General features: G+C 71.1%; 23 protein-coding genes and 1 pseudogene. 16 read left to right on the top strand and 8 right to left on the bottom strand.

Annotated features, from left to right (window positions below; genetic code table 11):
* The first annotated feature begins 169 nt into the window (after positions 1-169).
* The 3 genes from recR to BL254_RS17265 all read left to right on the top strand — a co-directional run bounded on the left by recR (position 170) and on the right by BL254_RS17265 (position 2,947).
* On the top strand, positions 170-766 hold the full coding sequence (gene recR, locus BL254_RS17275; RefSeq protein ID WP_043602845.1) for a recombination mediator RecR: 597 nt from the start codon (positions 170-172) through the stop codon (positions 764-766).
* A gap of 271 nt (positions 767-1,037) precedes the next feature.
* The gene (locus tag BL254_RS17270; RefSeq protein ID WP_013872105.1) at positions 1,038-1,493 is read left to right on the top strand and encodes a hypothetical protein; all 456 of its coding nucleotides are present in this window, start codon (positions 1,038-1,040) and stop codon (positions 1,491-1,493) included.
* 173 nt (positions 1,494-1,666) lie between these two features.
* Positions 1,667-2,947, top strand: coding sequence for a Fic family protein (locus tag BL254_RS17265; RefSeq protein WP_076844065.1), 1,281 nt, complete (start codon positions 1,667-1,669; stop codon positions 2,945-2,947).
* A 69-nt stretch (positions 2,948-3,016) separates the two neighbouring features.
* Here the strand turns inward: BL254_RS17265 and BL254_RS17260 are convergent, their stop codons facing one another.
* Entirely contained in the window at positions 3,017-4,021 is a 1,005-nt protein-coding gene (locus BL254_RS17260; RefSeq protein WP_047223113.1) for a zinc-binding alcohol dehydrogenase family protein, read from the bottom strand.
* Between the two features lie 161 nt (positions 4,022-4,182).
* Positions 4,183-4,767: a TerD family protein gene (locus BL254_RS17255; protein ID WP_013872102.1), complete on the bottom strand. Its 585-nt coding sequence runs from the start codon at positions 4,765-4,767 to the stop codon at positions 4,183-4,185.
* 305 nt (positions 4,768-5,072) lie between these two features.
* Here BL254_RS17255 and BL254_RS17250 point away from each other — a divergent pair, with 305 nt between their 5' ends.
* Together BL254_RS17250 and BL254_RS17245 are read left to right on the top strand one after the other, a co-directional pair.
* On the top strand, positions 5,073-6,341 hold the full coding sequence (locus BL254_RS17250; RefSeq protein ID WP_047223058.1) for an aspartate kinase: 1,269 nt from the start codon (positions 5,073-5,075) through the stop codon (positions 6,339-6,341).
* Complete coding sequence (locus BL254_RS17245) at positions 6,338-7,498, top strand: aspartate-semialdehyde dehydrogenase (protein ID WP_235433494.1); 1,161 nt, start codon at positions 6,338-6,340, stop codon at positions 7,496-7,498. The genes BL254_RS17250 and BL254_RS17245 overlap by 4 nt, the downstream gene beginning before the upstream one ends.
* A 659-nt stretch (positions 7,499-8,157) precedes the next feature.
* Here BL254_RS17245 and BL254_RS17240 read toward each other — a convergent pair.
* The gene (locus BL254_RS17240; protein WP_047223059.1) at positions 8,158-8,364 is read right to left on the bottom strand and encodes a cold-shock protein; all 207 of its coding nucleotides are present in this window, start codon (positions 8,362-8,364) and stop codon (positions 8,158-8,160) included.
* 504 nt (positions 8,365-8,868) lie between these two features.
* Between BL254_RS17240 and BL254_RS27820 the strand changes: the two genes are divergently transcribed.
* The 4 genes from BL254_RS27820 (at position 8,869) to BL254_RS17220 (ending at position 14,976) form a co-directional block, all read left to right on the top strand.
* Complete coding sequence (locus BL254_RS27820; protein WP_076844063.1) at positions 8,869-11,316, top strand: N-6 DNA methylase; 2,448 nt, start codon at positions 8,869-8,871, stop codon at positions 11,314-11,316.
* Positions 11,313-12,368 (top strand): hypothetical protein, encoded by a 1,056-nt coding sequence (locus BL254_RS17230; protein ID WP_076844061.1) that lies wholly within the window; start codon positions 11,313-11,315, stop codon positions 12,366-12,368. The genes BL254_RS27820 and BL254_RS17230 overlap by 4 nt, the downstream gene beginning before the upstream one ends.
* Before the next feature lie 391 nt (positions 12,369-12,759).
* The gene (locus BL254_RS17225) at positions 12,760-13,737 is read left to right on the top strand and encodes an aldo/keto reductase (RefSeq protein WP_076844059.1); all 978 of its coding nucleotides are present in this window, start codon (positions 12,760-12,762) and stop codon (positions 13,735-13,737) included.
* 126 nt (positions 13,738-13,863) lie between these two features.
* Entirely contained in the window at positions 13,864-14,976 is a 1,113-nt protein-coding gene (locus BL254_RS17220) for a helix-turn-helix transcriptional regulator (protein ID WP_076844057.1), read from the top strand.
* 141 nt (positions 14,977-15,117) lie between these two features.
* On the opposite strand, the gene BL254_RS17215 is transcribed toward BL254_RS17220, so the two are convergent.
* From BL254_RS17215 to BL254_RS17200, 4 genes are all read right to left on the bottom strand, one after another.
* Entirely contained in the window at positions 15,118-16,782 is a 1,665-nt protein-coding gene (locus tag BL254_RS17215) for a CYTH and CHAD domain-containing protein (protein ID WP_076844081.1), read from the bottom strand.
* 220 nt (positions 16,783-17,002) lie between these two features.
* Complete coding sequence (locus BL254_RS17210) at positions 17,003-17,764, bottom strand: CPBP family intramembrane glutamic endopeptidase (RefSeq protein WP_047223062.1); 762 nt, start codon at positions 17,762-17,764, stop codon at positions 17,003-17,005.
* 377 nt (positions 17,765-18,141) lie between these two features.
* Entirely contained in the window at positions 18,142-19,149 is a 1,008-nt protein-coding gene (locus BL254_RS17205; protein WP_047223064.1) for a cytochrome d ubiquinol oxidase subunit II, read from the bottom strand.
* Positions 19,146-20,705 (bottom strand): cytochrome ubiquinol oxidase subunit I, encoded by a 1,560-nt coding sequence (locus tag BL254_RS17200; RefSeq protein WP_047223065.1) that lies wholly within the window; start codon positions 20,703-20,705, stop codon positions 19,146-19,148. Before BL254_RS17200 ends, BL254_RS17205 begins: the two co-directional genes overlap by 4 nt.
* Positions 20,706-20,910: 205 nt before the next feature.
* Between BL254_RS17200 and BL254_RS17195 the strand changes: the two genes are divergently transcribed.
* The 4 genes from BL254_RS17195 (at position 20,911) to BL254_RS17180 (ending at position 24,680) form a co-directional block, all read left to right on the top strand.
* Entirely contained in the window at positions 20,911-21,522 is a 612-nt protein-coding gene (locus BL254_RS17195) for a BlaI/MecI/CopY family transcriptional regulator (protein ID WP_076844055.1), read from the top strand.
* Between the two features lie 82 nt (positions 21,523-21,604).
* Positions 21,605-22,789 carry a M56 family metallopeptidase gene (locus BL254_RS17190; protein WP_076844053.1) on the top strand — a complete coding sequence of 395 codons (1,185 nt, stop codon included), beginning with the start codon at positions 21,605-21,607 and terminating at the stop codon, positions 22,787-22,789.
* Between the two features lie 321 nt (positions 22,790-23,110).
* Positions 23,111-23,638, top strand: a complete 528-nt coding sequence (locus BL254_RS17185; RefSeq protein ID WP_047223068.1) for a hypothetical protein — start codon at positions 23,111-23,113, stop codon at positions 23,636-23,638.
* Positions 23,639-23,654: 16 nt separating this feature from the next.
* Positions 23,655-24,680 carry a peptidase gene (locus tag BL254_RS17180; RefSeq protein WP_254858245.1) on the top strand — a complete coding sequence of 342 codons (1,026 nt, stop codon included), beginning with the start codon at positions 23,655-23,657 and terminating at the stop codon, positions 24,678-24,680.
* Between the two features lie 69 nt (positions 24,681-24,749).
* Here BL254_RS17180 and BL254_RS17175 read toward each other — a convergent pair whose 3' ends face one another.
* On the bottom strand, positions 24,750-25,067 hold the full coding sequence (locus BL254_RS17175) for a hypothetical protein (protein WP_047223069.1): 318 nt from the start codon (positions 25,065-25,067) through the stop codon (positions 24,750-24,752).
* A gap of 319 nt (positions 25,068-25,386) precedes the next feature.
* Between BL254_RS17175 and BL254_RS29550 the strand changes: the two are divergent.
* The 3 genes and pseudogenes from BL254_RS29550 to BL254_RS17160 all read left to right on the top strand — a co-directional run.
* Positions 25,387-25,544: pseudogene (locus tag BL254_RS29550) on the top strand (class I SAM-dependent methyltransferase); the annotation flags it as partial.
* Positions 25,545-25,685: 141 nt separating this feature from the next.
* A complete protein-coding gene (locus BL254_RS17165; protein WP_047223070.1) occupies positions 25,686-25,934 on the top strand; it encodes a type II toxin-antitoxin system Phd/YefM family antitoxin in 249 nt (82 codons plus the stop codon).
* Positions 25,931-26,314, top strand: coding sequence for a type II toxin-antitoxin system VapC family toxin (locus tag BL254_RS17160; RefSeq protein ID WP_076844051.1), 384 nt, complete (start codon positions 25,931-25,933; stop codon positions 26,312-26,314). The genes BL254_RS17165 and BL254_RS17160 overlap by 4 nt, the downstream gene beginning before the upstream one ends.
* Positions 26,315-26,469: the final 155 nt, after the last annotated feature.

The following is a 26,469-nucleotide window of genomic DNA, read 5'->3' as shown; positions in this document are numbered from 1 at the left end:
TGCCGCCTGGACACGTGCCGGCCAGGCCCGCCGGAAGAACGCCCGCCGGAAGAACAGCCGTCAGAATGGCGATGGCCGGAACACCCAGCCCCGGCACAACGGGCCCCACAACAGCAGGCCCCACAACAGCGGGCTCCACGACAGCGCGCCGCGGGACGGGTCGGTGACGATGTACGAGGGGATCGTCCAGGATCTGATCGACGAACTCGGCCGGCTGCCCGGCATCGGCCCGAAAAGCGCGCAACGGATCGCCTTCCACCTGCTTTCCGCCGACCCGGTGGACGTGCGGCGGCTGGCGGCCACGCTGAACGAGATCAAGGACAAGGTCCGCTTCTGCCGGACGTGCTTCAACGTCGCGCAGGCGGAACTGTGCCGGATCTGCGCCGACCACCGTCGCGATCCGGCGCAGATCTGTGTCGTCGAGGAGCCAAAGGACGTCGTCGCCGTCGAACGGACCCGGGAGTTCCGTGGGCGCTACCACGTTCTCGGCGGGGCGATCAATCCGATCGGCGGGGTCGGCCCCGACGATCTGCACATCCGGGAGCTGATCGCCCGTCTTGCCGACGGAACGGTGACCGAACTGATTCTCGCGACCGATCCGAACACCGAGGGCGAGGTCACCGCTTCCTATCTGGCCCGGCAGATCGCTCCCATGGGTCTGAAGGTCACCCGGCTGGCCAGCGGCCTGCCCATGGGCGGAGACCTGGAATGGGCGGACGAGGTGACCCTTGGCCGCGCCTTTGAAGGCCGCCGCGTCGTCGCCTAGACAGTCGTCCTGACGCACGTCTGGATAATCCTTCGGACGAAGCCGGACGAAGGCTGTCCGAACGACACCGTTCAGGAGGGCCCGTAAGGCCGGATCCTCACCCGAACCCGTCAGTTCCCCGAACGGACGGTGGCCGGACGCGCCGGTGTGATCCTCCTCAGCACACGCATGCCGCCAGATACCCGTGACCGGTGCATACGTTGTTCTGGCCGGACAACGTGACCACCGGAAACCGTCACGAGATCCCATGAAGGTCAGGAGCACACGACCAATGATCATAAGTGCGCACGTGGGCGCCGGAGCACTGATCGGCACCGCACTGCGTCGGCCTCTTCCCGCATTTGCCGCCGGATTCGTCTCCCACCTCGCCATGGACATGGTGCCGCACTGGGGAGCCGGGCCGGGCCGAAGCTGGGTTCCGGTGGCCCGCCGCGACGGTGTGGCCGGGCTGGTCGCCATGGGCATCCTGACCGCGGCGGCGCCGCCGGGACGCCGCCTCGCGCTCCTGGCGGGCATGAGCGGGGCCTGCCTGCCCGACACTGACAAGATCGGTATCTACTTTGTCGGACGCAGCCCGTGGCCGCGCCGCTTCGACCGCTTCCACGGGCGTATCCAGCGGGAGTCCACCGATCTGCTGCCCCGGGACGTGCTCGTCGCCGCCGCGCTCAGCACGGCCGCCGGTGGGCTGCTGCACCTGCTGAGCCGGAGCAGACCGGCACGGCCGTGAAGGCCCGGCTGGCTCCTGCTCGCCGTGCGGCGCTCGCCGTACGGCCCACGCCCCGGCCCCGCGCCCGGTCATTCACCTCTTCCAGGCAATTCATACGTCCCACTGGTCGTACCGCCGCTGCTGGCATGCTGAAAACACCGAAACAAAAACACTGAAAACAAAGGAATCCGGCGATGGGTCGATACGGGGAGCAGCTGTGGTCCCCGGATCCGGCCGCGCCGGCACGTGGACGCCGGGTGGGCGTGTACCGTCCCTACTGCCCCGACCCGCTCGCCGCCAGCCCACCGGCTTTCCCGAGGGATCTGCTCTCCCGGGCCACCGCCATCGAGGCCAGTATCCGTGCGCTGCGCGGCACGGCCACGGTGAGCCTGGAGCGGGCGGCCGGCTTCCTGCTCCGCTCGGAGGCCATCGGATCGGCCCGGATGGAGGGCATCCGCGTCGCCCCGCAGCAGGTCGCCCTGGCGGAGTTCGCCGCCACAGCCGCCACGACCGCCACAGCCGCCACGGTCGCCGCTGGCACGGCCATCGAGGGTTTCAGCGTCAGCGCCCGCGAAGTCGCCCACACCATCGCCACGCTCCGCCAGGCGGTCACCGATGCCGCCCAGGGCAGGACGATCACGGTGGACGGCATCGTCGACCTGCAGCGCACCCTGTTGCCGGAACACTCCGGCATCGGCCCGCGAACCGTGCAGACCTGGCTGGGCGGAAGCGAGTGGAACCCGCTCGACGCCGCCTTCGTGCCGCCGCCCGCGTCCGCCGTCGAGGGGCTGCTGGCCGACCTTGCCACGTACGCGTCCGACGGGCGGCATCCGGCCCTGATCCTGGCCGGGCTTGTCCACGCGCAGTTCGAGACGATCCAGCCGTTCGCCGACGGCAACGGACGGGTCGGCCGCGCGCTCATCCACGCGCTGCTGGCCCGGCGGGGGCTGCTCGGCCCGGCCGTGCTGCCGATCAGCCTCGTCTTCATGACCCGGTCGGACGAGTACGTGGCGGCGCTGACCGCTTTCTGTCATGACGGCCCGCCGGACAGCGCGGCCGCCCACGCGGCACTGCGCCAGTGGCTCACCTTCTTCCTGGACGCCGCTGCCGCCGCTGTTGAGGAGACCCGCAGGTTCACCGTGGAACTGGCTGCGCTGCGCCGCTCCTGGGACGTCCGACTGTCGGCTTTCCGTAACCGAACGACCGTGTTTCGGAACAAACCGTGGGAGCCGTCCRTGTCCGACCAGCTGCTGGCGGCCCTGCCCGAATCCCCGGTGCTCACGGAGGTGAGCGCGGCGCGGCGGCTGGACGTCCCGCCGCGGACGGCCCGGGCTGCGGCCGAAGAGCTTGTCGCGGCCGGCATCCTGCGCCGCCGGCAGATCGGCCGCGGCACCATCGGCTATCTCAGCCGGGAGGTGTCCGACCTGTTCAGCTCCGCCGAACGCCGGCTCACCACGTCCAGAAAACGCTCCTGACCGGCGGCCGCCATGCGCCAGCCGGACGGAACGCTCAGGCGGACGGGACGCTCAGCCGGATGGACACGCTCAGCCGGACGGGAACAGCACCGCGGCGCCGTTGACCCGGTCCGCAGCCAGGTCGACGAGCGCGTCGTCAGCGCGGTCGAGCGGATAAGGCGTGATCGTGACCGCCAGGCGGTGCCGGCCGGCGATCTCCAGGAACTCGTGGCCGTCCGCTCGGGTGTTCGCGGTTGTGCTGCGTACGGAGCGTTCCTGGAACAGATGCTGTTGGTAGTTCAGTACCGGCACGTCGGAGAGGTGGATGCCGGCGATCGACAGCGTCCCGCCCCGGTCGAGGGCACGCAGCGCGACCGGCACCAGATCGCCGACCGGGGCGAAGAGGACCGCGGCGTCCAGCGGCTCCGGCGGTGCCTCATAGGCACCGGACGCCGACGACGCGCCGAGCGAGAGCGCGAGCTGGCGGGCCGCCTCGGACCGGGTCATGACGTGCACCCGCGCTCCCTCCGCCAGCGCCACCTGCGCGGCCAGGTGGGCCGACGCGCCGAAACCGTAGATCCCCAGCCGGCCGCCGGGCGGCAGCTCCGCCCGGCGCAGCGCCCGGAAGCCGACGATGCCCGCGCACAGCAACGGCGCCAGCTCCCCGTCGGAATAGCCGGCCGGCAGCTGGTAGGCGTAGTCGGCGCGGACGACGGCGTACTCGGCATAGCCACCGTCGGCGTCCCAGCCGGTGTAGCGGGACGCCGGGCACAGGTTCTCCGCGCCGCGCCGGCAGTAGCCGCAAGCGCCGTCGGTCTCCCGCAGCCAGGCGATGCCGAGGCGGTCACCGATGGCAGCCCCGTCGACGTCGTCACCGAGCGCGTCGACGTAGCCGACGACCTCGTGCCCGGGGATGGTGCCGGGCCGGCGTGGCGGCAGGTCGCCTTCGGCGAGATGCAGGTCGGTGCGGCAGACACCGCAGGCCGCGACCCGCAGCCGAACCTGGCCGACGGCCGGTTCGGGTACCGGGACGAGCGCCCGGCGCAGCGGCCGGGCCGCGGCCGGAGCCGGTGTGGCGACCTGCCAACCGATCATCGTCGGTGTCATGTCCCCGATGTTCCCAGCTCCGACCGGCACCTACCGGGCTTCGACGGGCAGCCCGCCGACCGACAGGGCCCGGACGTCGGGCCCCTCGTACGTCGGTGCCCCCGGACATCGGTGCCCCCGGACATCGGTGCTCTCAGACGTCGGTGCTCTCAGACGTTGACACCGTGGTCACGGGCGAGGCCGCTGAGGTCGTTGTGTCCCTGGCCGACCGCGCGGAACTTCCATTCGGCGCCGTTCCGGTAGACCTCGCCGAAGATGACGACCGTCTCGGTGGAATAGTCCTCGGACAGGTCGTAACGGACCAGTTCGGTGCCGGTCTGGTCGACGACGCGGATGTAGGCGTTGCGCACCTGGCCGAAGTTCTGCTGCCGCTCCTGCGCGCCGTAAATCGACACCGGGACGACAATCTTGTCGATCTCGGCCGGCACCTGGCCGAGGGTGATGACGATCGACTCGTCGTCCCCCTCCCCCGCGCCGGTGAGGTTGTCTCCGGTGAGCTGGATGGCGCCGTCCGGGGACTTCAGATTGTTGAAGAAGATGAAGTACTGGTCGCTGAGGACCTTGCCGTCGGCCTTCACACCGATGGCGGAGGCGTCCAGGTCGAAGTCGGTTCCGGTGGTGGTGCGGGCGTCCCATCCAAGCCCGACGGTGAGCGCGGTGAGCTGGGGCGTGCCCGCCTCGGCCGCCTGCTTGGTGAGGCTGACGTTGCCACCCTTGGCAAGGCTGATGGCCATGTGCAGTCATCCCTTCCGATCGGGCTCCGTCTGCTGGCGGGTCGTCCCGACCGATGTCCGACAATGGATTCCTGGAGAACCCTCGCACACGCGTGGTCACCCGGCCCACAGCAGGTCGGGATTTGTACATGGTAGGTCCTGCCGCCGGCACGATCCGTCGATGACCGCAGCTCTTCCCGCATCCCGGCCTCCAGGGGCCAAAAGCGACACAATCACGCTTTCACCTCCGGCGAAGCGGCACATGGAACCGGCGCCTCCCCGAGCGACGGGACGGGCCGCCATGGGTCCCAAGTAACCTGGGACCCATGGCGCTCGTCGTGGCGAAGTTCGGTGGCTCCTCCGTGGCGGACGCCGACCGGATCAAACGGGTCGCCGAGCGGATCGTGGCCCAGCGCCGCCGCGGCGACGACGTGGTCGTGGTGGTGAGCGCGATGGGTGACACCACCGACGACCTGCTCGACCTCGCCGAGCAGGTCGCGCCGCTCCCCCCGGCCCGCGAGCTCGACATGCTGCTCACCGCCGGTGAACGCATCTCCATGGCGCTGCTGGCCATGGCCATCTCGAACCTGGGTGCCGAGGCCCGTTCCTTCACCGGCTCCCAGGCCGGGGTGATCACCGACTCGGTGCACGGCCGGGCCCGCATCATCGATGTCACCCCGGGGCGCATCCGAAGCGCCCTGGACGAGGGCGCCATCGCGATCGTCGCCGGTTTCCARGGCGTCAGCCAGGACACCAAGGACGTGACAACGCTCGGCCGGGGCGGCTCGGACACGACCGCCGTCGCGCTCGCGGCCGCTCTGGACGCCGACTTCTGTGAGATCTACACCGACGTGGACGGCGTCTTCACCGCCGACCCGCGAATCGTGCCGGACGCCCGCCGTATCGAACGCATCTCCTACGAGGAGATGATGGAGATGGCGGCCTGCGGGGCCAAGGTACTCATGCTCCGATGCGTCGAGTACGCACGCCGCTACACAGTCCCCGTGCACGTCCGTTCGTCGTTCTCGTCACGGCCGGGGACGTGGGTCACCGAGATTGCGGAGGCAGAGCTGGTGGAACAGGCCATCATCCGGGGAGTCGCGCACGACAAGGGGGAGGCGAAGGTGACCGTGGTCGGCTGCCCGGACAAGCCCGGGGTCGCCGCCGCGGTGTTCCGGGCGGTCGCCGACGCCGACGTCAACCTCGACATGATTGTCCAGGTCGGGTCGGTCGCCGGCAGCGGCCGGACCGACATCTCCTTCACCCTGCCGAAAACCGACGGCCGTAACGCCCTGAACGCGCTGGAGAAGGTCCGTGCGGAGATCGGGTTCGAACGGACCCTGTACGACGACCACATCGGCAAACTCTCCCTGGTCGGCGCGGGGATGAAATCGCATCCGGGGGTGTCGGCCCGCTTCTTCGGGGCGCTGGCCGACGCCGGGGTCAACGTGGAGATCATTTCCACCTCGGAGATCCGGATCTCGGTGGTCATCCGGGACACCGACCTGCCGGTCGCGGTGCGGGCCGTCCACGGCGCGTTCGAGCTCGGCGACCCCAACGGCCAGGCCGTCGTCTACGCGGGCACCGGCCGATGACCGGCGGAGCGCACGAAACGGCGACCACGGCGACCACGGCGGCGGCACCGGCTGGTCCGCTGCCGGCCACCTCGGCGGGCTCGGCGGGCTCGGCCCGGCGGCCGACGCTGGCGGTGGTCGGGGCGACCGGTGCCGTGGGCACGGTGATGCTGTCGTTGCTGGACGAACGTCCCGACATCTGGGGCGAGATCCGCCTGATCGCCTCGGCCCGCTCCGCCGGGCGCCGGCTGCGGGTCCGCGGCGAGGACGTCGAGGTGCTCACGCTCGCGCCGGAGGCCTTCGACGGTGTCGACATCGCCATGTTCGACGTGCCGGACGAGATCTCGGCGCGGTGGGCGCCGATCGCCGCCGCCCACGGGGCGGTCGCGGTCGACAACTCAGGGGCGTTCCGGATGGATCCGGACGTCCCCCTCGTCGTTCCCGAGGTGAACGCGGACGCGGTTGCCGACCGACCGCGCGGGATCATCGCCAACCCGAACTGCACGACGCTGTCGATGATCGTCGCACTCGGCGCGCTGCACCGTGCCTTCGGCCTTCAGTCCCTGGTCGCGACGTCCTACCAGGCGGCCAGCGGGGCCGGCCAGGCCGGTGTCGACACCCTCTACGCCCAGCTTGCCGCGGTCGCGGGCGACCGTGACCTCGGCCGGAACGCGGGCGACGTCCGCAAGGCGGTCGGCGCGGACGGGCTCGGCCCGTTCCCGGCCCCGCTCGCGCTCAACGTCGTGCCGTGGGCCGGTTCGCTGAAGGACGGCGGCTGGTCGTCCGAGGAAACGAAGATCCGCAACGAGTCCCGGAAGATCCTCGGGCTTCCCGGGCTGAAGGTGTCCGCGACCTGTGTGCGGGTGCCCGTCGTCACGACCCATGCGGTAGCCGTGCACGCGTGGTTCGCGCGGCCGGTCACGGCGGATGCCGCGCGGGCCGTGCTGCGCGCGGCGCCGGGTGTGGCCGTGCTGGACGATCCGGCGGCTGGCGAGTTCCCCACTCCGGCGGACGTCGTCGGTACCGACCCGACCTGGGTCGGCCGCGTCCGGCAGTCCCTGGACGATCCGCACGAACTGGCTCTGTTCGTCTGCGGTGACAATCTGCGCAAGGGCGCGGCGCTCAACACCCTCCAGATCGCCGAACTGCTGGTGTCCCATGACCAGGTGCGACGGTAGGCCCGGCCGGACGGCGGACCGCGGCCGGCAGGACGGCGGCAGGCCGGATCGGCATACCGGGGGAGGATTCAGCCGTGGCGCCGCCGRCAACACAGCCGCGGTGAAAACCGGGGAATCCGCCCGCTGTCAGGCGTCCCGAGAACGCCGTTTTCACTCGATGTGACGCGACCCGACCGGATGTGATTCCTGTCACGATACGACGGAAACGTCCGACAGGATCGGACAGTTAACACGATTGGTTCCGGAAAACAGAATCGCGGTGTCGCTCGATGGCAACGAACACACCGTCGAGACGACGCTATCAGGGCGAAGACGTTTCTCTGGCGCACGCCCGCGACAAAAGGTGAACAAATATTCTGGTCGGCATCGGCGTCAGTGGACGATCCGGGTGGGATCGGGCATAACAGACATCATCCGCGGTCCACGGACACTCGGCCGGGATCCGCGCGGGTAGCCGACCGCCACCGGCCTGGCAGGCGCGAAGCCGGAAAGCGCGGAAAACGAATCGGCGGCGCAATTCGCGATGATTGGTGGTGATTCACCGAACCCCGAACCGCCTACACGCGCCGACAAGCAACGAGGGCCCGCCCCTGACAACAGATGGCGGGCCCTCGTCCTATGACTGTGGAAGATATCTCGGAGTTACGTCCGTACGTGGCTCAGACGACGACACGAACGGCGTCAGCCTGCGGACCCTTCTGACCCTGGGTCACTTGGAACTCGACCCGCTGCCCCTCTTCCAGGCTCTTGTAGCCGTCCATGTCAATTGCGCTGTAGTGGACGAAGACGTCCGAACCGCCACCGTCCACGGAGATGAAGCCGAAGCCCTTCTCCGAGTTGAACCACTTCACCGTGCCCTGAGCCACGTGCCGTTCTCCCTGCTGGTGCAGTCAGGACCCACACCGCGCGGGCCCCGGACCGTCTGCCGCAGAAGAATTCTGCTTCTCCCGCGTCAGCGTTCGTCGTCGCCGCCCCTTGTAGACGTCAACTACCGAACTTGGCCATGGAAGACGCTACACGGCTACCGGCCACGGCGGGAGCCCTCCGGGCAAGGAAGTCCACTACATACCTCACGCACCGGGTGATGCCACAACATCCCAGGTAACCCACCGCAACCGCCAGCCAGGGAGCCGGACGGCCCGGTGAAGTCGCCCACACCCGCGTGTGCGCCCCGGCCCCGGGTGGGGGCCGGAACAGGCACGGTTGACCAAGCCCCCACAGCGGCGCATGTGCCCCAGCCGCAGGCGGACCCGGAGCGGCACGTCGGACGTCCCACACCCGCTCGGACGAGAGCGGTCCGTACGGAATGAATGCGGAGTCGGGACGACGCGCCGGACGAACCGTCGGCGCCGGGTTCTAGGGTTTCGGACGTGGCAACCCCGACCTCCGAGACGGCCCGCGCCCCCGATGTCACCGGCGGGCCCGGGACGGCCGAAGGCCCGTCGTCGGGCAGAACCGCGCTCCCGGCCGCCCGGGGAGCGACCAGCGTCACGGATTCGGTCACCCACCGTAAGATTCGCGGTGCCTTCTTCACGCCGGCGGCGCTTTGTGATCATATCGTCACCTGGGCGCTCCGCGACCGGCGGGACAGCGTTCTCGAGCCCGCCTGCGGTGAGGCGGCGTTCCTGCTGGCGGCCGCCCGCCGGCTGCGGGCGCTCGACGCCGCCGGCCACCAGCCCGACAGCAACCTCGACCGCCACCCTGGCTGCGACAACCATGGCGACCGGTCCCATGACGGTGGCCGTGACGAGCCTGGCCGTGACGAGAGAGGCCGTGACGAGCCTGGCAACACGGGCAACCTCGGCGGCGAGGGCGGCGAGGCGGGCCAGCCCCGCGGCAACCGCCAGGGCGGCCTGCCGTACCGCGTCCAGCTGCACGGCATCGAACTGCACGCGCCGACCGCGTCCGCGGCAGCCATGGCCGTGACGGCGAGCGGCGAACGGGCCGAGATCACCGTTGCCGACTTCTTCGCCGTGCCGGCGCAGCCCGACTTCGACGCCGTCGTGGGCAACCCGCCGTACGTGCGATACCAGAAGTTCCACGGCGAAGCCCGCGGGCGCGCCCAGGTCGCCGCCGGGCAGGCCGGTGTCCGCCTGACCAACCTGGCCAGCTCGTGGGCCGCGTTCACCGTGCACGCGGCCCGGTTCCTGCGCCCGGCCGGACGTCTCGGCCTGGTGCTCCCGGCCGAGCTGCTGGCGGTGAACTACGCCGCGCCCGTCCGGCAGTTCCTGCTGGAACGCTTCCGGCACGTCCAGCTCGTGCTGTTCACCGAGCGGGTCTTCCCCGGGGTGCAGGAAGAGGTCCTGCTGCTGCTCGCGGAGGGCACCGGGCCGGCCGACCGCTTCGACGTCCACCAGGTGCGCGACCTGGCCGAACTCGCCGCCACCGGGGCCGGGCACACCGYGGGCCCGGCCGGCGGCACGACACCGTGCGGGGGAAGCCCGTTCGACAGGGACCAGCCCGCGGAGCGGGCCGTGGGCCCGGCCGGCGGCGTGGCGCGCCAGCGGGCACCGGGCCTGCCTACGGGTGTGGGCCTGCCCGCGGATGTGCGCCGGCTGGCGGCGGTGAGCCGGCCCGCGCTCCTGGTGCCGACCACGGCTGGCACCCCGGCGGCTGACGGGCCGCCGGCGGTTACCGGGCCCTCCGCGGCTGACGGGCCACTGGCAGCGGCCGTACCCCCGACAGCGATCGCTTCCCCGACAGTGATCGCTCCCTCGGCAGCGATTGCGTCGCCGGCAGCCGTCACGGCCGCGGCGGTGGTCGTGCACCCGGCGGCGGGCGCGGGTACACCGGCGCCCGAGCCGCAGGCCTCCTGGATGCCAGCGCTGATCAGCGTCGCCGCCCGGCAGGCCATGCTCGAGCTCACCATCGCCGGCCTCTTCGGGACGCTGGCGACCTGGGGCCGCACGACGCTCGGCGCGGTGACGGGCAACAACCGCTACTTCGCACTCAGCCGGGAGCGGGCGGACGCGCTCGGCCTCGGCGACGACGAGCTCGTTCCGATCTCGCCGCCGGGCTCCCGGCACCTGCGGGCCCTCACGCTACGGACCAGCGACTGGCAGCGGCTGACCGACACCGGCCTGGCGACCCTGCTGTTCCGGCCGGGGCCGCGGCCGTCCCCGGCGGCCCGGGCCTACATCGCGGCGGGCGAACGTAACGAGGTCGACCTGGCGTACAAGTGCCGGATCCGCAGCCCCTGGTGGCAGGTCCCCCTCCCGGTCACGCCGGCGGACCTGCTGCTGACCTACATGAACGCGGACACCCCGCAGCTGGCGACCAACCGGGCCGGGGTGGCGCACCTGAACTCCGTCCACGGGGTCGTCCTCGCCCCCGAACACCGGCGTACCGGACGGGACCTGCTGCCGCTGGCTGCGCTGAACTCCGTGACGATGCTCGCCGCCGAGACGGTCGGGCGCGCCTACGGCGGCGGCATGCTCAAACTCGAGCCGCGGGAGGCGGCCCGGCTGCTGGTACCCGCCCCGGAGCTGCTCGAACGGCTGCGACCGCAACTGTCCGCGGCCCGCCGCGGCGTGCTGCGCGCGCTGGCCGCGGGACGGCTCACCGACGCGGTGGCGGGCGTGGACGAGGTGCTGCTCGTCGGCGGGGCCGGGCTGGGCCCCGCTGCCATCGAACAGATCGTGGCCGCCCGTCACGCCCTGTGGTCTCGCCGCCATGCCCGCGCGGGCCGTGCGGGCCCGAGCCGCCGCGCGGACCCGAGCCACCCGGACCCGCAACGCGCCGCCCCGCAACGCCCGGACCCGGGCCGTGCGGATGCGCCACGTCCGGACCCGGAACGCTCGGGTGGCGGCCCCGCGTGAGCCGCCGCCCGGACAAGCTCGTCGCCTACGAGCCGGTGCTCGCCCGTCATCCCCCGACGGATCCGTGGCGGCACACCGCTGGCGCGCGACCGTGCTACGCACCCGACTACGGCCTGCTCGGTGAGCTGCTGACCCAGCCGGTGCGCGGCGGCGAGGCGTCCGAGAGCGGCGCGTTCGCCAAGGGGATCGACGCCTGGATCGCCCACGAGCTGCGCCGCGCCGGGTTCGGTGCCGACGAGGTCTGGCCGAGGGCCAGCCAGCCGAGGGTGCTGCCGCGTGACGTGGCCGTGCTGCTCGACAAGCTGCCGAAGGCGCTGGCCGACGAGGTGCGCGCCCGGGTGGGCGCGATGCCGGCGGTGACACCGGCAGACGCGGTGATCCTCGGGCGCGCCTACGACAAGCAGGTCGACGTCGTGATCTCCCGCTGGGAGCGCGGCCCCGAGCTTCTGATCAGCACGAAGGCGCAGGTCTCGTCGTTCGGGAAGAACCTGCCGAACCGTTTCGAGGAGGCCTACGGGGACGCCGGGAACCTGCGGGGACGCTACCCGCTGGCTGCGGTCGGCTTCCTGTTCGTGCAGCGCTCGACGATCCTCGACACCGAACCGGACGCGTTCGAACGGACCATCGACATGATCCGCAAGCTGCGCGCGGGCGCGGGCGTGCCGGGCGGCGTGGGCGTGGGTGCCGACAGCGGCGGCTACACCGCGACGGCCCTCGTCCTCGTCGAGTGGGACGACATCGCCGACGGCCCGGCCGCCGGCCCGGCGCTCGCGCCGTCGGGGGTGCGGGTGCGCCACGACGTCGTGCCCGCGGACGTGGCCGCGCCGCAGTTCTTCACCACGCTGATCCGGCACATCACCGCCGTGACCCCGGTCGTCCACCACGTCCGCGTCCGGGAGCTGCTGGAACGCCGTAACCTGCCGGTCGCCGAGGCGGACGCCGACGCGCTGACCGCCGAGGCGAACACGGCCGCGGGCACCGACCCGGCGACGAGAGCGACCGAGCCGACCGGCCCGCTCCTGATCGATGTGCCGCTCTTCCCTGATCTCTAGGTTCGATCTCCAGGACGACCCCGAGTGATCTTCCTCCAGGACCGCACATGCGAATCTCACTCTCAGTAAGTAGAACGCATGTCAACTGGATAATCATGACACCATCAAGAGCACGACGGCCGCCTCCCCGGATGCTTTCATGCTTGTGCAGGCGTTCGCGCGCAGGCGTTCAAAGTCCATAGTCAGTCGCCGGAACAACACAGTCAGCCACCGAACATCGGGTGGCACCTCCCAACCGGGTGGCGTTATCGGCCGGATGGTGGCATCAGCCGGCCAGCGATGACGGTTGGTGAGGTCGGTCGCCCTGAGTCCCGATCTCGCATGGGGGTAGGCAGTGACAGTGACCCTTCCTACGACACCGTTTCCTACGACACCGTTCGGCACGACCGGCATGAACATCACCCGGGTCGGCTTCGGGGCCTGGGCGGTCGGAGGCACCGGCTACGCCTTCGGATGGGGCGCCCAGGACGACGAGGAGTCCGTGGCCGCCATCCGGCACGCGGTCGCCTCCGGGGTGAACTGGATCGACACCGCGGCCGGGTACGGCCTCGGGCACTCCGAGGAGATCGTGGCCCGCGCCCTGGCGGGCATCGCCGAGGCGGACCGTCCGTACGTGTTCACCAAGTGTGGGCTGATCTGGGACGGTTCGGCGCCCGGCGGTGGCGCCTTCGCCCAGGTGGGCGCCGCCGACTCGATCCGGCGGGAGGTCGACGCGTCCCTGCGCCGGCTCGGTGTCGAGCGGATCGACCTCTACCAACTGCACTGGCCGCCGCGGGACGGCACACCGGCCGAGGACGCCGTCGCGACACTGCACGAGCTGCGCACAGCCGGGAAGATCCGCTCGGTGGGCGTGTCCAACTTCGGCGTCGACCTGCTCGAGCGCGTCGCGCCGGTGGGTGGCRTGGAGACCCTGCAGCCACCGTTCTCCGCGATCAGGCGGGAGACCGCCGCGGAGATCCTGCCGTACTGCGCCAAGCACGACATCGGCGTCATCGTCTACAGCCCGATGCAGGCGGGCCTCCTCACCGGCTCCTGGTCCGCCCAGCGTTCGGCCACCCTGCCGGCCGACGACTGGCGGCGCCGGTCACCTGACTTCACCGGTGAGTCGCTGCATCGCAACCTGGCCCTCGCCGACGTGCTGCGCGGCGTGGCAAAGCGGCATCAGGTCAGCGTCGCCGCGGTCGCCGTCGCCTGGACCCTCGCCTTCGACGGGGTGACCGGCGCCATCGTCGGAGCGCGCCGCCCGTCCCAGGTCGACGGTTGGATCGCGGCCGCCACCCTCACCCTGACCGCGGACGATCTCGACGACATCGAGCTGGGCATCGACCGCCTCGGCGTCGGCTCGGGGCCGTCCCGGCCGATGTGGTGACGGGCAGCGCCGGCGAGGTTCAGATCGCAGTGAGCCCGATGTCGATACTGGATGATCTCAATGAAGTCACCATGAACAGGTGCCCTCCCGCAGTCAACGGCCACGCCGACCGAGCCCTCCGCCACGATGACCCCGGACAGCGCGGCCCCCGGCGACGCGACCTCCGGCAACACGATCCCGGGCAGCATGATCCCGGGCAGCATGATCCCGGGCGAGGTGACCCCCGCCGAGGCAACCCCGGGTGAGGCGCCCCCCGGTGAGGTGATTCCCGGCGAGGTGATTCCCGGCGAGATGCTCCTGGCCTCGGAGGCCGCGACGGACAGCGACGTCCGGCAGGAGGCCCGGCAAGGGGCGCGGCAGCGGGAGCTCGGCAGGTTCCTCCAGGCCCACCGCGAGCGGGTGCCCGGCCTGCCGCGGGAGCAGGTGGCGGTGGCGTCCGGCCTGCAGCCCGTCTGGTACACCTGGCTCGAGCAGGGGCGGGTCCAGGCGTCCGAAGAGGTCGTCGAGGCGGTCGCGCGGACGCTGCGGCTGGACGCCGACGCCCGGCGGCACGCCCTGGCGCTGGTGGGCTCGCCCGCGCGGACGTCCCCGCGACAACCACAGCAGCCGCAGCAGTCACTGCGGCCGCAGCGGCCACCGCAGCCACCGCAGCCACCGCAGACGCGAACCGTCACCCGCCTGCTGCGTCCCGTCCTGGAAAGCTGGCTGACGTCCCCGGCGCTGCTGCTGGACCACAGGTTCGACATCATCGGCTGGAACGACGCCTACGCGGCATTGTGGACGGATCCAGGCCTGCTCGACGAACGACGGCGCAATCTCGTCTACCTGCTGATCACCAGCCGCCTGCTCGCGACCACCCTGCACGAGTGGGAGAGCGTGACGAAGGATCTGCTCGCGCAGTTCCATGGCCAGTTCCACGACCAGTCCGGTGACGAGCGTGACGACGAGCGCATCCGGGAGATATTCACGCTGCTCGAAGCGGAACGGGCCGAGCTGAGGCCGTGGTGGGAAAGCCAGTCGGCGCGCGAGTTCACCACCCGGACGGTAACCGTCAACACTGCCACTGTCGGTGAGATCAGGCTGGTGCTGTCCCTGTTCCGGCCGATGGACGACCCGGATTCCGGCATCCTGCTGCAGACCCCGGTCAGCCACACCGACCGGACCAGGATCCGGCAGCTCATCGAACTGCCCGCCCGCTGGGTCGGCAACGACCGGGCGCGCGGCTTCTACGACCAGTAGGCCACTACGGCCAGTAGGCCGCGCCTGGCGACGGGCCTGGTGACGGATGGCCACCGGCGCCGGGCACGGACGCCGACCGACCGGGCTCCGGTCCGCACAGCCGGGGATCCGCCGGGCCCGGCGCGGGCCCGGCGACGCTGATCACACCTGCAGCCAGCGGCGGTGACGCCGGCGGGACGCCTCGGGCCAGAAGTCGATGAAGTCCCGTTCCGCGGTGCGGGCCCGGAGCTCCTCCAGGCCCAGCAGGAGTCCGAGGGTGAAGGCGGTCGGCTCGCCCGCCTGAACCGCCGACGTCCCCCACTGCCGCAGCTGCCCCTGGGCGATCGTGGCGTCCTGGTGGGTGCCGAGCAGTTCCTGGATCTGCTCGGCAAGCCTGGCGAACGCCGCCGCGTCGGGCCCGAAGACCGCGCCGGCCGTCTCGGCCGCGTACCGCAGCCGCTTCGCCTGCTTGCGGGCGCTGTGCAGCTGGATGTCGCGTTCGTGGCCGGGCGGGGTGGCCAGGGCCGCGTTGACCTTGCGGGTCAGCCGGTTGTCGGCGCGTCCGACCAGCTTCGGCAGGACGACCCTGGCGGGCTGCGCGGCAAGTCCTCCCGGCTGTGTGGCGGACGTCTCCAGCAGCCCGCGGACCAGGTCCTTCAGGTCCGTGACCAGGGTCAGGTAACGCTCGCTGCGCAGCATCGTCAGCGCCTCGGCGCGCGCCTGCTCCTGCCCGGCGAGCAGCTGGCTGTCGATCGTTTCGGCGACGGGGCCGTGTACCAGCTCGGCCGGCAGCGACGCCACCCGTCCGTCGAAGTACTCGACCATCACCTCGGCGTCGCGGGCGGCGGACAGCGCGCCGGCCAGGTCACGCAGTTCCCCGTCCAGGTGGGCCGCGCGCGCGTCGTCGAACAGGAGCGCGAACGTACGCAGCGTGCTGYGGAACCGGCGGGTGGCCACCCGCATCTTGTGGACGGCGTCCGGGACGTCGAGACGGACGTGCGGGTCGGCGGCGAGCAGCGCCTGGACCTGGGCGGCCAGGTAGGCCCCGACCACCTCGCCCGCCGGGGAGCGCGGCCGCAGCTTGCCGGGCGAGGGCAGCGCCTCGGAGCGGGGCTGTCGCGCCAGCGCCGGGCCGAGCACCCGGGAGAGCTTGGACGCGTCCGGGGACACCGACGCGCCCGAGGCCGTGAGCAGCACGCCGACCTCGTCCAACAGGCTGGTGTCATCACCGGTGCCGACGTGTTCGATCTCGATCTCGTGCCACAGCTGCCGCTGCCCTTCAGCCGCCGGTCCTTCCGATCCTGCTGCCGGCTGCGCCCCCGTCGACGGGTCCCCCTGTTCCCCCTGTTCCCGGTTGGCCGCCGCGCCGAGGGTCCAGGCGCTGACCTGGTCGTCGACCACTTCGGCCCGGTCGGCGCCGGCGGCGTCCCGGAGCCGGATGGAAGTACGGTCGGTCACCAGCCGGGCCACCGGTCGCAACGGTGCGTCACGAAGATGGACGCGTACCAGATCAACGAGGTCGTCCGGTGGCGTCAGCTCGTCCGCCGGGGTGTCTGCCGCGCCGAGCGGACGCTGGATCTCCTCCCGTTCGCCGGCACGCAACGGCAGCTYGAGATGCCATCCTTCGTCGTGCCCGCCCGTCCGGCGCCGTAGTGTGATCTTGTTCTGGGCCAGTCGGAAATCGTCGGAGTCGTAGTAGACGGCCTCCAGGGTCGCCCGTTCCGGTTCGCTGACCGCGGCCACACCCGGCAACTGTTCCAGGGCGGGCAGCACGAAACCCGGATCGACGGCAAACTTGCGCTCTATTTCTCTAAGCCCGCCGCCCACGGTCACCCTCCGTTATATTCGCGTGATGCGATCGCCGTCTGCGTTCCTGCCACGGCCGCATCCGGACAATCCGACGCGACTGGGGCGGCCAGCCGGCCCGGCACAGCACGACCATCCGGGACAGCATTGACCGCGTCCGACATGCCGCGGCGAGACCACCGTTGACTGTTGTTCATCCCATGTTAAACGTATGACAGTCTGGCGGTTTCCCGAACAGCGATCACGATGTGGGCAGCCAGGAGACCCTGCCGGCCATGACGACATAACCAACAAAAGCCACAATGTCGATCAGAGCGTGCGCCACCACGAGCGGGCCGACCCGTCCCCGACGTTGATAGATCCACCCGAACAGCAGGCCCATAACCAGATTTCCGGCGAAACCGCCAAGCCCCTGGTACAGGTGGTACAAACCGCGCAACACCGCGCTCGCCGCCAGCGCGGCACGCTCATCCCAGCCAAGCTGACGCAGTCGCGTCAGCAGGTAGCCGACCACGACGACCTCTTCGAGCACCGCGTTCTGCACCGCGGACAGCACCAGGACGGGGATACGCCACCACACGTCCGGCAGGCTGGTGGGGACCACCGTCAGGTTCGCGCCCGAGTGCCAGGCGAGCAGGTACAGCCCGAGCCCGCCACCGCCGACGACCGCGGCAAGCCCGGCCCCGAAACGGGCGTCGCGGACCAGCCCACCGCGGCCGCGGCCGAGGCCGATCGAGGCCAGCCCTCCACCGTCCCGGACGAGCAGGTGCAGTGCCAGGAAGGCGGGGACGATCGCGGTGGCGATCCCGGTCAGCTGCAGGGCCAGGTCGAGCCACGGGCGCCCTGGCGCCGCCGACGAGTTCAGCTCGGCGACCTGCTGGCGGACCGGCCCGGGGGCGGTCAGATCGCCGATGTAACGGACGAGTGCCCACAGTCCGGACGCCCCCAGCGAGACGCCCAGCACCAGCCACACCTCGTGAGTGAGCAGCCGCCGGGAACGCACGCGACCGGCGCCATGGTCGCCTCCGTGGTCGCTGCCGCGCTCGTCACCGCCGTCACCGCTGAAGCCGCCAGGGCCTCTGGGACTGCTGTCTGGTTGCGCAGCGTGACCAAGCTTCCCGGCCGGTTCGTGCCGCGGTCGCCCTCCCGGGGCCGCCCCGGCGGTGTCGCCGGTGCGTGTGCCGGTGTCGGTTCGCGCCGCTGCCCGCCCGTCGCCAGTTAGCCTCACCTGGCGAACGTAACGGCCCGAGCGAATCGGCCGACCGGGCCGGCAGCCCACGCACCGGTCCGCGCCCGCACCGGGCGTTGTGTACACATACGCCCGGTGCGGGCCGGCGCGAGCCAGCGCCGGCGGAACGGCAGCTGAACGGCGGGACGGCGTCAGTGACGCGGCTCGCCGCCGGTAGGCTCCGGGTCGGCGAACACCCTGAACAGCAGGAGCAACGCCGGTAGCAGGACAGCCACCCCGCAGCCGATCGCGATCAGCATGGCCCGCAGGTTCTGCGCGGGTGCCGCGGCCGCGGCGACGGCGACCTGCCCGACCACCAGGTCCGGGTACTGGGCGACGGCCCAGCCCCACAGCACCCCGGCCACCGCAAGACCCGCCGCCAGCCGCGCCGCGGTGTAGTGCCGCCGCCAGACCAGGACCAGCGCGCCCACCCCACCGCACACCGACACGGTCACGAACGGGACGCCACGGGTGGGGAACCGCTGCGCGACCACCGGCGCGTCCCGCCACAGCAACGGCAGCAACGCGGCCGCGAGCGCCCCCGCGACCATCGCGCCACCGAGCGCCCGGCGCCGGAAACCGGCCACCAGATGCTCGCTCCCCGGTCGCCGGGACGCGTCCCGGCACAGGTAGACGGCGGCGAGAAAAGCGGTCGCGGCGACCGCGAAGGCGCCGGCCAGCAGCCCGAACGCGCTGGTGAACGGGGCGGCCGCGGCATCGCGGCGGCCGACCCCGCTGGCCATGGCCGCGCCGCACACGCCCAGCATGAACGGCGTGACCGTGGACGCGGCCGCGAACACCCGCCCCCACCAGTGGTCGGGGCCGGCCGCCCCGGCGCCGTAGGCACGGTAGACGTAGGCGCTGCCCCGCAGCACGATGCCGACGAGCGCCAGCGCCATGGGCAGCTCCAACGTGCTGCCGAGCACGCCGAACGCCTCCGGGAACCCAGAGAACATCGCCACGATCACGAAGATCAGCCAGACGTGGTTGGCCTCCCACACCGGTCCGAGGGCGGAGGAGATCAGTGCCCGCTGCTCGGCGGCGTGCCGTCCGTGGGCGAACAGGTCCCACACGCCGGCGCCGAAGTCGGCGCCGCCGAGCAGCGCGTATGCCGTCAGCCCGCCGACCATGACCAGCAGCAGGGCGTCCGCGGCGGTCATCGCTTCGCCCCGGCCGATCGCGCGGGTTCCGCCGGGACGGCCTCGCCCCTCCCGGCCTCCGGTACGGCATCCGCCGCGACGCCGCCGTCCGGCGTGCTGCCAGCCAGCGGCCTGCCAGCCGGCGGCCCGTCAGCCGCTGAGACATCGGCCGGGAGCGCATCGGCCGTGACGGCACCCGCCGCCTCGGACGTGCTCTCAGACGTGGTCGCGGACGTGCTCTCGGGCGTGGCCTCGTAGGTGGGTCCGCCGGCGGCCATCCGCCGCAGGATGAGTACCAGCGCCGTTGCGAGCCCCAGATAGAGCAGGAGCGTGCCGCCGAAGGCCCAGCCGAGGCCGGGGCTGTGGGTCACCGCGTCCGTCACCAGCATGCGGCCGTAGACGATCCAGGGCTGCCGGCCACCTTCGGTCACCTCCCAGCCGGCCAACATCGCGATCATGGATGCCGGCCCGGTGGCGCTCGCCGCCAGCAGCCAGCCCCGGCCGGTCGGGAGCGTCGGGCGGACGCCACGCCGTCGACGGCGCGCCGCCACCACCGCCACGGCCACGGCCAGCCCGACGAGCGCCGTCCCGAGGGCCACCATCGTGTCGAAGGCGAGGTGGACGAGCAGGGCGTTCGGGCGCTGCTCCGGTGGGACGGCCGCGAGTCCCGTCACCACGTGGTCACGGCTCCAGCCGGTCATCAACGACAGCAGGTCGGGGATCTCGATGCCGTGCCGGACCTCGCCAGTGGCGTCGTCGTAGATGCCGCCGAGGGTCAGCGGTGCGTATGACCGTGTCTGGTACAGGGCTTCCATCGCGGCCAGCTTCAGCGGCTGCTGGGCCGCGACCACGCGCGCCGCCCAGTCGCCGACGACCGCCTGGAGCGGGGCGCAGGCGAGCACCGTGACCAGGCCGACCCGCAGGCCGCGGCGGTGGTAGGCGTCCCGGCGTCCGCGCAGCATCCCGACCGCGTATACGCCGGCGACGGCACCGCCGGTGCACATCAGCGCCGCGAGCAGCATGTGGATCACCTGTGCCGGGGTGGCCGGGGAGAGGAAGGGCGCGAGCGGCTCCGCGCTGACGACCCGCCCGCCGACCTCCCGCACGCCGCGCGGAACGTTCATCCACGCGTTCGCGGTGATGATGAACAGGGTGGACAGGGTGCCCGCGATGGCGATCGGGAACATCGTCAGCCAGTGGGCCCGTGGGGACAGCCGCTTCCAGCCGTAGAGGTACAGGCCGATGAAGATCGCCTCGATGAAGAACGCGAAGCCCTCGAGCGTGAACGACAGGCCGAGCGCGCCTCCGTAACGGGCCATGAACGCCGGCCACAGCAGGCCGAACTCGAAGGACAGCACCGTCCCCGACACCGCGCCGACCGCGAACAGCACGGCGAACGCCCGCGCCCACCTGCGGGTGAGGGCGAGCCAGACCGGATCGCCCGTGCGGATCCAGCGGCGTTCGGTGTACAGCAGCAGCCAGGGCAGGCCCACCCCGAAGACCGCGAAACAGATGTGGAAGGCCAGCGAGAACGCGGTCTGGCCACGAGCAAGATCCGTGGACGCGGCGAGGATCATGCGTGATCCCTCCTGCCTCCCGCCCCACGGCGCCCACCCGGAGCCCACGCGAACGGGAGATCTTCTACGCTCTGTCGAACTTCTACGCTTTGTAGAATACGGGACGTCCGCCGGCAGCATCCGCCGTCGGCCACAAGGTCACAGCCGGACTCCCGATGGGGCGATGGGGGCACAGAATTTCGTGGCGCGTCGTACAGTGAGATACATGGCGCGCCTTGGTGACCTTGAGCGGTCAGTCATGGACGTGCTGTGGGACGTCGACGTCTGGCTGACCGCGCGTGATGTGGCTGCCCAGCTCGACCACGAACGCGACCTCGCCTACACCACGGTCCTCACGGTGCTCGAGCGCCTCGAGCGCAAGGGCTTCGTCCAGCGGGAACGCGCGGAACGCGCGCACCGCTACCGGGCGTCGAGCAGCCGGGACGCCGTCGTCGCCGAGGCCATGCTCGCCGCCCTGGACACCACCGAGGACCGCGGCTCGGCGCTGGTGCGCTTCGTCGGTTCCGTCTCCCCGGCCGAAGCCGAGATCCTGCGCCGGGCCCTCGCCCCGTCACCGGAGGCCGCACCCGAACACGACGACGCGACCGTCACCGGGACCGGCCTCGCCCCAGGTGATCCTGTCTCGACCACTCTCGCCGCCGTCGCCACCGCCGCCGCCGGCATCGCCATCGGCACCCTCGGCGAGGCGACCGACACGGAAGCAGGCGGGGGCTCCGACATGCCAGAACACGCCGGCGCCGAGGGCACCCGCCGCACGGCCACCGTGTCGGAGATCGCGAGCTCGGAGATCACCAGCCCGGAGGCCACCGCCTCGTGACCTTCGTATCGGACGCCGTAACGGACACGACACACGCTCAAACCGAACCTCTGTCTGCGGCCAGAGGTACTGTTCACCCGCTATGACGACCGCGGCCATCCTCGCTCTGTTCGCAGGTGTGCTCGCATGGCCCGTTCCCCGCCTGCTCGCCAGGGCGCACTGGCCGTCCCGCTGCCCGCGGTCCGCGATCGTGCTGTGGCAGGCGATCGGGCTTGCCGGCGGAGTGTCGGCGCTGCTCGCGGTGATCGCGTTCACGTTCGCGCCGCTTTCCACCGACCTGCCGCTGGGCGTGCTCGACCACGCCGGTCATGTGGCCGCCGGCGACCCCCTCGCCGGGCTCGGCTGGATCAACGTGATCGGGCTCGGGGTGGCGTCCGCGCTGGCCGCCCGACTGTTCGGCGTCCTCGCCCTGTCCACCGCGCAGACCCTGCGGCATCGTCGCCACCACCGCCACCTGGTCGACCTCGCTGGCCAGGACCACGGCGAGCACGACGCGACAGCGGCGTCCTCAGCCGCCCGGCCGGGGGACGCCGGGGGCGGCGGATGCCAGCCGCCGGACGGGCTGCCCGCCTGCGCCGGGGAGATCCATCGGCGCGGACGGCTGCGTGTCCTGGACCATCCGGTCGCGGTCGCCTACTGCCTGCCCGGCGTCCGCCACACCCGGGTCGTCGTCTCCAGGGGGCTGCTGGCCGCGCTCGCCCAGGACGAGTTGGAGTCCGTCCTCGAGCACGAGGAGGCGCACGCCCGCGGCCGGCACGACCTCGTCATCCAGCCCTTCGTGGCCTGGCAGCAGACCTTCCCGTTCCTCCCGCCCGCGCGCGACGCGACCGCCGCGGTGTCCCTGCTGGTCGAGATGCTCGCCGACGACACCGCCGCCCGTCGCACCAGCTGCCGGACCCTGGCCCGGGCGCTGGCCCGGCTCGGGGTGGCCCGCTCCCCGGTACCGGCCGGCGCGGTCGGCATCACCGGCATCTCCCATGGCAGGGCGATCCGCTCATCGCGGGCGAGCGGCTACGGCAGGGGCCTGCGAGCCCGAGCCGGCTCCGCGCGCCGGTGGCCCGGGAACGGCCGCGGCGGTCAAGGCGGCGCGGCGGACCACCTGACGTCCCGGCCCACCAGCTCCTCCCCCATCCACGCCCCGGTGATCGCGCGTATCTCGCGCCTGCTGGAGCCCACGCGCCGGGCGCCGCTGTGGGCCCATATCGCGATCTATCTCACCGCCGCCGCCATCTGCGCCTTCCCGCCCGCCGTCCTGCTGGCCAGCTGATCGGGCCAAGCCCGGCGGAGCAGGTCCGTACCGATCCGGGCCCGGACGTTACGGCCGACCCGACGTAGTCCGGTTCCGGCTGTCGCTCCTCGGTCCATCCCGATGGCCACCGCGGGCCAAAGCCAGGCAGATCATGACAGCGCCCTGWGGCACGGCCTTCCGCGACCTGCCGGTCATGCCGGCCATGGCACACCACGACACGCTGCATTACTCATAGTTAAAGTCTGCACACTGAGAGTAGTATCTTTTGATTTGCGACCCAGATCGGGTCAATTCCGTCCAAATCAGGACGTATCATTAATCACCACTGTGAGGCATGCTTTGCGCAAGATCACGCCGACTCTCCTGGGGGCCATAGTCCTGGCCACCGCCACCGCACTACCCGCCGCGGCAGCCGGATCCGGAAATACCACGGCAAACTTCGACCTGACCGGGGGAACGCTCGACATCAGCGTGCCGGCCGGCCCGGTCACGCTTGCCACGGGACCAGTGACCTCGTCCACGCTCAGCGGCCAACTGGGYTCGGTGACGGTCACCGACAACCGCAGCGTCGACCCCGCGTCCTGGACCGCCTCGGTCTCGGCGACACCGTTCCAAAACGGGACGCACACTCTCACCGCCTCATACGACACCGGCGTCGTCACATCCACCGGAATCCCGATCAGCCAATGGACGATCACCACACCCCTGACGCTCTCCACGACTCCGCAGAACCCGGTCGTGCTCAACCCCACATGGCCTGGTGGGGGCGACAACACGGCCACGTGGAATCCGACCATTACCGCGACCATTCCCGCAGGGGCGATCTCCGGAACCTACAGCTCGGTCGTCACTCACTCGGTCATCTGACGGAGCGTAATCTACCGTGCGACGTGTTCTGACCACACTCGCCGTGCTTGTGGCCGGGATGCTCATCCCGGCCACAAGTGCGCTCACCGCACCCGCGCGAGCTGCGGATTCCCAGCCGGGAAGTATCGGCATCCGGCTGCTGGACGCCCCGACCAACGAACGGGACAACCCGCGAGCGCGGATCTACATCGTCGACTACCTGCCACTTGGCGCCGTGATCCATCGGCATATCGAAGTCACCAACAAAAGTGGCTCGGAAGCGCGGCTGACGGTCTACCCGGGCGCAGCCTCAGTCGAAAACGGGACGTTCAACATCGCCGCCGGACGCACTCCCAACGACCTGACCACCTGGATCAGCCTGGACCCTGGCACCCTGGTCCTGCCGCCCGGCGCCTCCGCCCCTGTCACGGCGACCATCACGGTGCCCCGTGACGCCTCTCCCGGCGAGCGTTACGCCGGCATCTGGGCCGAAACCACCGCGCCCGCGTCGCAGGACAAAGGCGTCGTCGAAGTCAACCGGGTCGGCATCCGGGTCTACCTGGCCGTCGGACCGGGTGGACCCCCAGCGCCGAACTTCACCATCGACTCGCTGACACCGAAACGCCTATCCGACGGGCGGCCGRCCCTCACCGCGCAGGTCCACAACACCGGCGGCCGGGCTCTGGACATGAGCGGCGAGCTGACCCTCACCGAAGGTCCCGGTGGTCTGAACACCCGGCCCTTCCCAGCGAAACTCGGCACAACTCTCGCCCCCGGCCAGACCGAACCGGTCACAGTGGTACTCGACAGCCAACTACCCGACGGCCCGTGGAAGGCGCGGATTCACCTCAAGAGCGGGCTCACCGAACAGAGCGCCCAGGCCACTGTCACCTTCCCCCGTCGCCCCGGTGCGGCAGTGCCCGTGAAAACAACATCGACAGCCAGCAGGAACTACCTAATTGGCGCGATCGACATCGCCGTACTGCTGCTCGCGCCCCTGGGATTCACCATCCTGCGCCGAAATCGCCGAGCGTCCCGGACCCGGACAATCGCGGAATCCTGACCAACCTCGATTCCTCCTCCGAARCTGGTCGGAGACAACGAGGGCGGAGCAAGACGGAAGGAGCCGCTGTCAGGCACCATCCCGCTCATGACCAGTCGCCCTTGTCTGGGCCGTCTGGTCCAGCGAATCCGGCCGGTTCGTTCGGCCCGGCTGGTCCCGCCCTGGCCGGCCGGGGAACTCGGGGCCTGGCCCGTACCGGATTCCTGGCCCGGACGACCGCCCCTCGGTCATCTGCACCAGCAGCTCCCGCCTACGAAGATCAGCCAGCCAGCGACGTGCCTGGTAGACGTCCACCGTGAACAGGTTCTGAACGGTCCGGTTCGTGATCCAGCCGTACTCCCAGACGTGCTCGACGACCCGCCGGTCGATCTCGTCGACGTTGCGCACCCATAGACAAGAGCCGTCCCGAGCGCCATCCGGGCGTGCTCACGCAGCCGGTAGCGGCCGTAGCGCCGGCGCGCGGTCGAGCGTGAGACGTCAAGCAGCCCGTCCTGGCCGGTGGCCAGACACTGGAGAATCGACTCAGCCTCCTCCGCGGGCCACTGGAGCCTCCGAACTGAACGCTGTCGCAGATCGGCTACGTACAGTAGACGATCGTGGCCCGGTGGCCGTGTTGGGGCAGGCTGCGATCACCACGCTTGCCGCTCATCAGGCACGTGCCATCGCATGAGCGGGTACGTCCTCGACGATCGGGCATTAGACCGCGGTCATCCTGGGGGCCGGCCTGRACACCTTCGCCCAGCGCAGGCTGGAGATCGCCGCTCGTCTGACGGTGTTCGAGGTCGACCAGCCCCGCCCCATGCCTGGAAGCGCAGGCGCCTGATCGAACTCGGCTACGGCATCTCCGGCTGGCTGCGACACGTATCGGGAGCCGCGCTCGCCGAGCGCTACCTCGCCGGTCGGACCGACGGCCTGCGCCCGTCAACCGGAGAGGACGTGCTGGTAGCYACCACCTGAACCAGCTCAACTCACGCCAGCAGGTAGCACAAGTGCTACCTTGGAAAGGTGAATGAGATAGGGCTTCGTGAGGTGCGGCAGAATGCCAGCGAACTGGTGCGGCGCGCCCAGGCCGGCGAGCGGTTGACCATCACCGTCTCCGGCCGGCCGGCGGCCGTTCTCGGCCCGGTKACCCCGCGCGCATGGCGGCGCTGGGACGACCTCGCGGATGTCTTCGTCCTGCCGGCCGACACCGACTGGCCCGGTGATCGCGACCTCGTCGACGGCACCGTCACAGACCCCTGGGAAGATCGGTGAACCGTGRCATCCTCGACACCAGCGTGCTGATCGCCACCAATATCGCGCCGATCCCCGGCGAACTCGCGGTCAGCGTCATCAGCATCGCCGAGCTCCAGTTCGGCGTCCTGGTCGCGAAGACCTCCGAGGCCCGCGYGAACCGGCTCGCCCGTCTCAGCGCACTGCAACGACGATTCGACCCGCTACCCGTCGACGATGCCGTCGCCGACAGCTACAGCCGGCTCGCTGCCCGCGTCGTCGAGATCGGACGCCAACCGCGCGCCCGGACGATGGACCTGCTGATCGCGGCCACCGCGCACGCCCACGAAGCCAGCGTCTACACCCGCAACGCCGCCGACCTCGCCGGTCTCGAGGACCTCATCAACATCATAACGATCTAGAGGCTCAGGCCCCGCCCACCGCTCCGTCGCTCACCGCGCGGCAGGCGGCGCCGCACCGCTCGCCTCAGAGCGCGGCACGCCAACGCCAGAATGCGGCAGGCCGTCGGCAAGAGGCGCGCGRCAGCTTCACCGAAGCGGCCTGATCGGCTGCCGTG

The sequence above is a fragment of the Protofrankia sp. BMG5.30 genome (assembly GCF_001983005.1).
Taxonomy (GTDB): Bacteria; Actinomycetota; Actinomycetes; order Frankiales; family Frankiaceae; genus Protofrankia; species Protofrankia coriariae.
This window is presented reverse-complemented; position numbering and strand designations above follow the sequence as displayed.

Bases quoted from the DNA above. Each gene is read 5' to 3' on its own strand.
- BL254_RS17245 (WP_235433494.1), top strand. From the start codon at position 6,338: ATGACCGGCGGAGCGCACGAAACGGCGACCACGGCGACCACGGCGGCG.
- BL254_RS17260 (WP_047223113.1), bottom strand. From the start codon at position 4,021: ATGATCGGTTGGCAGGTCGCCACACCGGCTCCGGCCGCGGCCCGGCCG.
- BL254_RS17195 (WP_076844055.1), top strand. From the start codon at position 20,911: ATGGCGCGCCTTGGTGACCTTGAGCGGTCAGTCATGGACGTGCTGTGG.
- BL254_RS17220 (WP_076844057.1), top strand. From the start codon at position 13,864: ATGACCCCGGACAGCGCGGCCCCCGGCGACGCGACCTCCGGCAACACG.
- recR (WP_043602845.1), top strand. From the start codon at position 170: ATGTACGAGGGGATCGTCCAGGATCTGATCGACGAACTCGGCCGGCTG.
- BL254_RS17270 (WP_013872105.1), top strand. From the start codon at position 1,038: ATGATCATAAGTGCGCACGTGGGCGCCGGAGCACTGATCGGCACCGCA.
- BL254_RS17200 (WP_047223065.1), bottom strand. From the start codon at position 20,705: ATGATCCTCGCCGCGTCCACGGATCTTGCTCGTGGCCAGACCGCGTTC.
- BL254_RS17255 (WP_013872102.1), bottom strand. From the start codon at position 4,767: ATGGCCATCAGCCTTGCCAAGGGTGGCAACGTCAGCCTCACCAAGCAG.
- BL254_RS17190 (WP_076844053.1), top strand. From the start codon at position 21,605: ATGACGACCGCGGCCATCCTCGCTCTGTTCGCAGGTGTGCTCGCATGG.
- BL254_RS17205 (WP_047223064.1), bottom strand. From the start codon at position 19,149: ATGACCGCCGCGGACGCCCTGCTGCTGGTCATGGTCGGCGGGCTGACG.